Raw genomic sequence first — 8,529 nt, forward strand, 5'->3', positions numbered from 1 at the left:
GTCGGTGTCCCCGGTAGGGTCGCATCCCGATCGACCGCCGATATGGTTGCCGCGTTCGGTTGTGGCATGAACACCCGACGGAGAGACGCATTTCGATCTGCGGTCATGCCACCATCGAACGTTGGCCGTTTCACGGCGGTCGATTGGGATGCCGCATCCGGTTGTGGCATGAACACCCGGCGGAGAGGCGCATTTCGATTTGGGGTCATGCCGCCATCGAACGTTGGCCGTTTCACGGCGGTCGATTGGGATGCGACCCTACCAGCGTGTTGCGTTGTCGGTGTCCCCGGTAGGGTCGCATCCCGATCGACCGCCGATATGGTTGCCGCGTTCGGTTGTGGCATGAACACCCGACGGAGAGACGCATTTCGATCTGCGGTCATGCCACCATCGAACGTTGGCCGTTTCACGGCGGTCGATTGGGATGCCGCATCCGGTTGTGGCATGAACACCCGGCGGAGAGGCGCATTTCGATTTGGGGTCATGCCGCCATCGAGCGTTGGCCGTTTCACGGCGGTCGATTGGGATGCGACCCTACCAGCGTGTTGCATTGTCGGTGTGCTGCAGGGATCGCCTGCCCGTGTGCGGATCGCAACGGGCATGGGATTGGGATGCACCACGACCGGCGGTGGTGCCTCCCCGGTGATGCGAGGCAGGTACCGACCGTTGGTCGGTACCCATGCCCGTCAGAAGCCCAGCTCCACGCCCGGCAGCAACGGCTGCAGCTGCTCGCGGAACAGGGTCTTGATGCGCTCCAGCGCCGCCTCGTCGTCTCCCTCGAAGCGCAGCACCAGCACCGGGGTGGTGTTGGACGCGCGCAGCAGGCCCCAGCCATCGGGGAAATCGGCGCGCAGGCCGTCCAGGGTGGCCAGGCGCGCGCCGGCGAACGGTGAATCCTCCACCTGCGCGGCGGCCACGAACAAGGACACCAGCGCATGCGGGGTGCCCGATTCCACCGGCACCTTCAGCTCCGGGGTGGACACGCTGTCGGGCAGCTCCTCGAACACCTCCGAGGGCGTCTCCTCGCGCTGGGCCAGGATCTCCAGCAGGCGCGCGGCCGCGTACAGGCCATCGTCGAAGCCGAACCAGCGCTCCTTGAAGAAGAAGTGCCCGCTCATCTCACCCGCCAGCTCGGCGTCGGTCTCGCGCATCTTCGCCTTCATCAGCGAGTGGCCGGTCTTCCACATCAGCGGGCTGCCGCCGTTGCGCAGCACGTAATCGGACAGCTTGCCGCTGCACTTCACATCGTAGATGACCAGCGCGCCCGGGTTGCGCATCAGCACGTCGGCGGCGAACAGCATCAGCAACCGGTCGGCGTAGATGATCCTGCCTTCGCGGGTGACCACGCCCAGGCGGTCGCCGTCGCCGTCGAAGGCCAGGCCCAGGTCGGCGTCGAAGCGCTTCACGGTCTGGATCAGGTCTTCCAGGTTGTGCGGGTCGCTGGGATCGGGGTGGTGGTTGGGGAAGGTGCCATCCACATCGCAATACAGCGGAATGACCTCGGCCCCGATCGCCTCCAGCAGCGGCTGGGCCAGCTCGCCGGCCACGCCGTTGCCGGCATCGGCCACCACCTTGAGGGGGCGATCCAGCTGCACGTCATCGGCGATGCGCTGGACGTAATCGGCGTTGACCTCGCGCTGCTGCAGGCTGCCCGGCTCGGTGGCCACATGCAGGTGCCCGTCGCGGATGCGCTGGAACAGCTCGGTGATGGCATCGCCGGAGAGGGTTTCCCCGCCCACCACGATCTTGAAGCCGTTGTAGTCCGGCGGGTTGTGGCTGCCGGTGACCGCCACGCAGCTGCCCGCGCGCAGGTGATAGCTGGCGAAGTACACCACCGGCGTGGGGGCCAGGCCGATATCGATCACATCGCAGCCGGCGCGGCGCAGGCCTTCGATCAGCCCATCGCTCAGCTCCGGCCCGGACAGGCGGCCATCGCGGCCCACCACGATCTCGCGCAGGCCCTGCACCTGCAGCACCGAGCCGATGGCCTGGCCGATCAGCGCGGCCACCGCCGGGGTGAGCTCGCGCCCGACCACGCCGCGGATGTCATACGCACGGAAGATGCCCGCCGGCACGTCCTGCCCCGGTACGCCCGGGACCGGCGGCGGACCGCCTTCGGACAGCGCCGGGGCCACCGCCAGCGGCGACTGCGCCAGGCTTTCGCTCAGGGTGGGGCCATCTTCCAGGTCGCCGGCGTTGGCACTGCGGCGGCGCGGCAGCGGCACCTTGCCCTTGCCGAACTGCAGCATGCCGGCGATCGCCAGCAGCAGCACCGCCACCACCGCGCACGGGATGGCCGACAGCCCCAGCGGGCCGGCGTCGACATCCGGCACGGCCGCGGCCAGGCGCAGCCCGCTCTTGCCGATCGGCCGGGCCAGCGCCTCGGCGCCGTCGCCCAGCGAGCGCGCGCCCTGCTCGATCACGTTGTGGTTGCCCTGGCGCAGCGCCAGGTAGCCGGCCTCGGGCACGCGCACCTGGTCGAAGGTGGCGGTGAGGCGCAGCAGCGGCTGGCGCACGTAGATCAGCGCCGGCCCCTGGGTGCCCAGCAGCACCGGTGCGGCCAGGCCCAGGCGCTGGTCGCCGGCATCGCGGACCACCCGGGCCACCACGGCATTGTCGGCGTTGGCCGCTTCCAGCAGGGCCAGCCGCGAGTAGCCGAAGGCTTTCGGGTCGGCGTAGGCGTCATCCAGGGTGGCGGCCAGCACCTGCACGTCCTCGGTGCCCGGCCAGCCTTCGCGCACGGCCACGGCGGCGGCCTCGGCATCGCCGCTGGCCAGCGCGGCAGTCACCCGCTCGCTCTTGACCAGCTTGCCCAGCTGCGCCACCTGCCCGCTCAGCGCGGCCTGCACCCCGGACACGATCTGGTCACGCGACTGCTCCAGCGCACTGCCCACCGACGCCTGGCGCCACTGGGTCACCGCGCTCCAGCCGAACCAGCCGCCCAGCAGCACCAGCGCGCCCACCAGCAACGGGCCGGTGCGCTTGCTTGCCAGACGCGGTTGTCCTTCCGCCTTCGCCTTGCTCATGGATCTTCCCCCTGTCAGCACACCCCGGTATGGCCGAATCCACCCGTTCCCCTGGCGCTGTCGGTGAAAGTATCCACTACCTGCAGGCCCACGCGTGCGATTGGCAGCACAACCAGCTGCGCGATGCGGTCGCCGGGCTGCAGCGTGAAGGGCTCGCGGCCGCGGTTCCAGGCGCTGATCAGCAGCGGGCCCTGGTAATCGGCGTCGATCAGCCCGGTGCCATTGCCCAGCACGATGCCGTGGCGATGGCCCAGCCCCGAGCGCGGCAGCACCACGGCGGCCAGGTTGGGGTCGGCGATGTGAATGGCGATGCCGCTGGGAATCAGCGCCGTATCGCCCGGCTGCAGGGTGAGTTCGGTTTCCAGCGCCGCGCGCAGGTCCAGCCCGGCGCTGTGCTCGGTGGCATAGGCCGGCAGCGGCCAGGTATCGCCGAAGCGCGGGTCGAGCAGCTTGACCTGCAACGGCTGAAGGGTGGAATCAACACTCATGCATGCAACCTCTGGGCAATCAGGGACAACAGTTGTTCGGCCAGCAGCGCCTTGGAGGTACCGGGGAACACCTGTTCGCCACCCTGCCAGTAAGCGGTCGCTGCATTCTCATCGCTTTCGAAGCCGCCGTTTGTGATGCCCACCTGATTGGCGATCACCAGATCCAGCCGCTTGTCGATGAGCTTGCCGCGCGCGTACTTCTCCACATCGTGGGTTTCGGCGGCAAAACCGACCACCAGCTTGAGCGCGTTGGTCTGCGCGGCCACCTCGGCCAGGATGTCCGGCGTGCGCACCAGCTCCAGGGTGAGGGTCTGGGTGCCGGCGGTCTTCTTGAGTTTCTGCGGGGCCACCTGGCGCGGGGTGTAGTCGGACACCGCCGCCGCACCTATATAGATGTCGGCCGGCAACGCGCCCAGCACCGCCTCGCGCATCTGCGCGGCCGAGCGCACATCCACCCGCTGCACCCCGGCCGGGGTGGCCAGCTGCACCGGGCCGCTGACCAGCACCACCTGCGCGCCCTGGCGCACGGCGGCGGCGGCCAGCGCGTAGCCCATCTTGCCGCTGCTGCGGTTGCCCACGTAGCGCACCGGGTCCAGGTCTTCATAGGTGGGGCCGGCACTGATGACCACGCGCAGGCCCTGGAGCTGCGGCTCCGGCGCGGCGTCAGCACCGGCGGGGGCCTGCAGCGCGGCCAGCGCGGCGACGATCGCATTGGGTTCGGTCAACCGGCCCGGGCCGGACTCGCCTTCGGCCAGCGGGCCGTCTTCCGGCCCGATCACCTGCGCGCCGCGCTGGCGCAGCAGGGCGATGTTGGCCTGGGTGGCCGGGTGCTGCCACATGCGGTGGTTCATGGCCGGGCACACGGTGAGCGGCGCGGTGGTGGCCAGGCACAGGGTGGTGACCAGGTCATCGGCGTTGCCGTGGGCCAGCCGGGCCAGCAGATCGGCGGTGGCGGGGGCCACGATGACGCGGTCGGCCCAGCGCGCCAGCTCGATATGGCCCATGGCCTGCTCGGCGGCGCTGTCCCACAGGGTGGTGCGGGTGGGCTGGCCGGACAGGGCCTGGAAGCTGAGCGGGGTGACGAACTGCTGGGCCCCGGCGGTCATGGCGACCTGCACCTGGGCCCCGGCGTCGCGCAGGCGACGGACCAGTTCCAGCGACTTGTAGGCGGCGATGCCACCGCCTACGCAGAGCAACAGCTTCTGGCCGTGCAGCGGGCGCGCGGACGCCTGAGAAGCCTGGGGGGAGTCAGCCACCTGCGAATTTCCTGTCGAACCGAGGCGATTAGCTTACCTGATGGGGTGTGCGGGGCTCATGCCTCAGGGGCATGAGGGGGGTGTTTTTGGTTATGAGGGGGCGACCCTGACGACTGATGGACGGTGGAACGCCAACTGGAGAACAGCAATATTGGCTTGCACGCTGAACCAGCGTTCGCGAAAGTGTGAAGATTGGATGCAAAGTCTCACGACAATGCGCAAAAGGAAAGTCCTGGCTAGTCTCCATTTTCGTTCAAGTCTTCGTCCAGCCAGCCGAGCCCGCCGCTCGCGAACTCCAAGAGATCCAAAATATGCTCAACGGAAATAATCGCTTAATACCCGACCAATCTGCGCTTTAGTCGGAGTAGCATGAAACCACACCATACCAGCTCGGCTTGCTTGACAAGCATAGCCTAAGCACCCGGGCGTAGCTTCACCCATTACGCTAAATGAAAAGCTTTAAACTTGGCAATGAAAATTGAATGAAAAAATGAATATTTTAATTCTTCACAAAGAAACTAGAGCGGGATAGCTAAATATACGTCCAGTCAACCATAAGATAGGGGCTGTCAAATGTACAACGCAATATTTTCATCGAGCGGCTGGAACGACCACGCCGATACGTTTCCACTCTCACGAATTTTTGAATACACAGACCCGCAAATCGTCGCACTCTTTCAACAAGGCCCACCGAACACTACCAACTTTCACGAATTGATAAAGCTGCCAACTCTCTTTCTTAGCGAACAATCTAGAGGCGTCATGCCGGCTGCCGCTGTGGGATACATTAGCCAAGCAAGGATCGTGGGTCAAAATGTCTCGTTAGAATATCATTACGACCCCCTCCTTCCAGCAGTGGCCGGGGAGCTACTGACAAATTCCGGGTTGCAAATAGGGCTTACCGTATTTACTAGGACGCACTGGGCTGTCCACGAATTTGACCTATTCCGCTTCCTCGCAAGACACCAAAGGCCTCCTCGCCGGATCCCGACCGCGTTTACCGTACAAGCACCAGAGCGCATCGACCGCACGCTCTGCGCTGCAATGATGCCGTTTTCGCCACAGTTCAGTGCTGTGTATACAAAATTGCAAGAGATCGCCACCTCCATTGGCATGGAGTGCCTCAGAGCTGATGACATATGGGAGGCCAACGCTGTCATTCAAGATGTCGTAGGGCTCATTGACAGAGCCGCGGTTGTAATATGCGACTGCACCGGCCGAAACCCAAACGTATTTTACGAAATCGGCCTAGCACACGCATTCGGACGCGAAGTCATCCTGATAACACAGAGTCCAGATGACATACCATTCGACCTTCGACACATCCGCTACTTAACATACCTCCCTAATTCCCAAGGTATACAGGAGCTTGGCGAGGCTATTCGCCCTAGGCTTGCCTCTCTGCGCGGCTAGCCTCTGGCATTCAGGGGCGCATGTTAGTACGCCTGATCCTTAGCATCTCCAATGAACATACGAAGCAGGCAGAAAGGAGCCTACAGACCAAACGCCACAATACTATTTGTGGCGCTCGTCCTAGAATGCCGCGACCGACTCGCACCAAAGAATGGGCTAGGGTACGGACGCAGATTCATCGTTTATTCCTAACTTCGAGTGCTCTGAAGAGATGATTGAGGCCTTTCTACGCGTCTTGTAGGCGGCCTTGATCTTGGCCGGCTTGATATCCCAAATAGCCCCTGCCAAACGAAGCAACGACGACAGTCCCGCCGCAACTATCAGCAACCTCGCCAAGTTCGGACTCTCATCCAGCTTCACAAATCCCACAAGGGCAACCAATAGCTGAGCGCACCAGACCCCGATCGAAATACAAACAGATTCGAAGTGTGCACGACGCTCCGCTCTATCTTCAATATTTCGAATTATCGTTTGATTACGCCCCCTCTCAACGTCAAGATCCCTGGCAACTGCAGCCCGCCTCTGCTCTATCTCAATAATTTGTGTAGCACTTTCACCTCTAATCTCTTGATGAACCCTTTCTATTACCCTTCTAATGGATTCGGCATTAAGCTCATGATCTTCCCCGAGCGTCAGGCGCATAAGCTCGGCCTGCACACTGTGGCTACTACGAAGCAGTTGGTGGTCACGAGCGGATATACCACCGGAAGCTTCAAGCTTGTCGGCCTGAAGCAACACCTTGCTCCAAAAATCTCCCGTAGGACGCCTGGCTGCATAAGCGAATGCCAGAACCTCCTTCTGAGGTAGCAACGGCGCACCATGCGGCGACTTGAGCCACGCGATGTTTGCCAAACTGAAGTCAGTTATAACCGTAGAGACCTCCCGAGACTGCTCATGCTCCTTGCCATACTCAAAGGCCGCCAGTGAGAATGAAGTATTGCAGGTAACAAGCACCGCCTTGCTCTTCTCAAGGGAGCGAGGAGCAGCCCCTCTCCTGAGTACATATATTGCACGAACTGAGCTAATGTCATAATCCCTAGCCCTAGGATTATAATAATTAACTTCGTCGTCAAGAATTTGACCAAAGGCACCCTCATCCAGCTCAAAACGGAAGTTAACCTTTGAATAGTTTGGCGGCTGTTCGGACAGCACGCCCAGACCGGCAAGAATATCTTCGGCGCGATCAGCGATTAGCAACAGATCGCTCTTCCCAGTTCCAGTCCTCCTAGATTCTTCGACAATCGACCCCCGTCCTTTAGGATTGTCAATGTAATCAGATGAAACCTTGATTGAATTGATGAGCTCATCCAGCGTATGACTGAAATATCTGACTCGCGCACCGAGTTGAACCACCAGCCGGAGTATTTCATCGATTGCCTGCTTCTCCTCCTGACCTTCGAGACCAAGCAATCGAATAAGAAGCGGCGTGTCCAAGTAAAATACGACATCATCGTAGGTACTTTTTAGGACCTGAAGGTCTGGACAAAGCAGTGCATTCGCCAACATGTGCCCTTGGACGAATCTCATGAATGACTCGAGCATCTGTGGCTTATTGGCGATCTCACCAACAAATTGACCTACCAAAACGATCTTCCAGTCGCCATTTCCACCGAAGTCAGGCAAGGCTGTTCCTCGTAAAAAAGACTTCAGGCAGGGAACTGAGAAATACGAGAGAAATGAAACGATGGCATCAGTCGCTTCATTATGTGAAACGATGCGTTCGGATGCCTCTTTTGCGTGCTTAATTAGCTCATTAACGACAAAATCAATATGCCGCTGCGCGTCAGCCTTTTCTTCGATAAAATTCGACTCTGGCAATGTTCGCTCTATTGTGTAAACACTATCCTTTTTTTTAATTATCCCATCTCTTGCTATTCGCTTCAAAACAATCTGGACGGTTCTGCGAGGGATCTCTAAGCCACATATTTCCCTTAGCTGCTTGGCAACCGTGGCATCTGATACAACCTCTGGTTTGAATTGCGAAAGCACATGGATAACATATGGCCGCAGATACTCAAGATAATCCCCACCGCCATCAATACTAACTTTTAGCATTGCCAAGCTTGAAAGTGTGGTTGCGCTGTCCATATGGCTCCTGGCTCTAGCGTTAGCATCCAACTGCATAAAATTCTATTCCATCGAAATCTAAGTATTTGCGATCTAGAAATCGCCCCCGCAGCCGTTGATGTATTCCAGCCTAGCCAGATCATACAGTTGAAGCGACGGGATCGGACAGGCCGTCCTTGCGACCAAGCTCATCTCGTCCGCAGTTACGATGATAGCCATTGGCGGGACTGAATCGCCCAGGGTTTTGTAGACAGTCGTCAGCCGTTTAGTGCGTACTGC

5 protein-coding genes are annotated in these 8,529 nt (G+C 61.0%); all 5 read right to left on the minus strand.

The window, feature by feature from the left end; all coding sequences use genetic code 11:
* Nucleotides 1-686 precede the first annotated feature (686 nt).
* Nucleotides 687-3,026, minus strand: coding sequence for a phosphomannomutase/phosphoglucomutase (locus RSA25_RS14685; protein WP_332809596.1), 2,340 nt, complete (start codon nt 3,024-3,026; stop codon nt 687-689).
* Between the two features lie 14 nt (nt 3,027-3,040).
* Nucleotides 3,041-3,514, minus strand: a complete 474-nt coding sequence (gene dut / locus RSA25_RS14690; protein ID WP_332809597.1) for a dUTP diphosphatase — start codon at nt 3,512-3,514, stop codon at nt 3,041-3,043.
* The gene (gene coaBC / locus RSA25_RS14695) at nt 3,511-4,770 is read right to left on the minus strand and encodes a bifunctional phosphopantothenoylcysteine decarboxylase/phosphopantothenate--cysteine ligase CoaBC (RefSeq protein WP_332809598.1); all 1,260 of its coding nucleotides are present in this window, start codon (nt 4,768-4,770) and stop codon (nt 3,511-3,513) included. Before coaBC ends, dut begins: the two co-directional genes overlap by 4 nt.
* 1,569 nt (nt 4,771-6,339) lie before the next feature.
* A complete protein-coding gene (locus RSA25_RS14700) occupies nt 6,340-8,271 on the minus strand; it encodes a hypothetical protein (RefSeq protein WP_332809599.1) in 1,932 nt (643 codons plus the stop codon).
* 72 nt (nt 8,272-8,343) lie between these two features.
* Nucleotides 8,344-8,529, minus strand: a 186-nt coding sequence (locus tag RSA25_RS14705) for a hypothetical protein (RefSeq protein ID WP_332809600.1), incomplete at its 5' end; no start/stop codon positions are given.

Source organism: Stenotrophomonas sp., from assembly GCF_036662295.1.
GTDB lineage: Bacteria > Pseudomonadota > Gammaproteobacteria > Xanthomonadales > Xanthomonadaceae > Stenotrophomonas.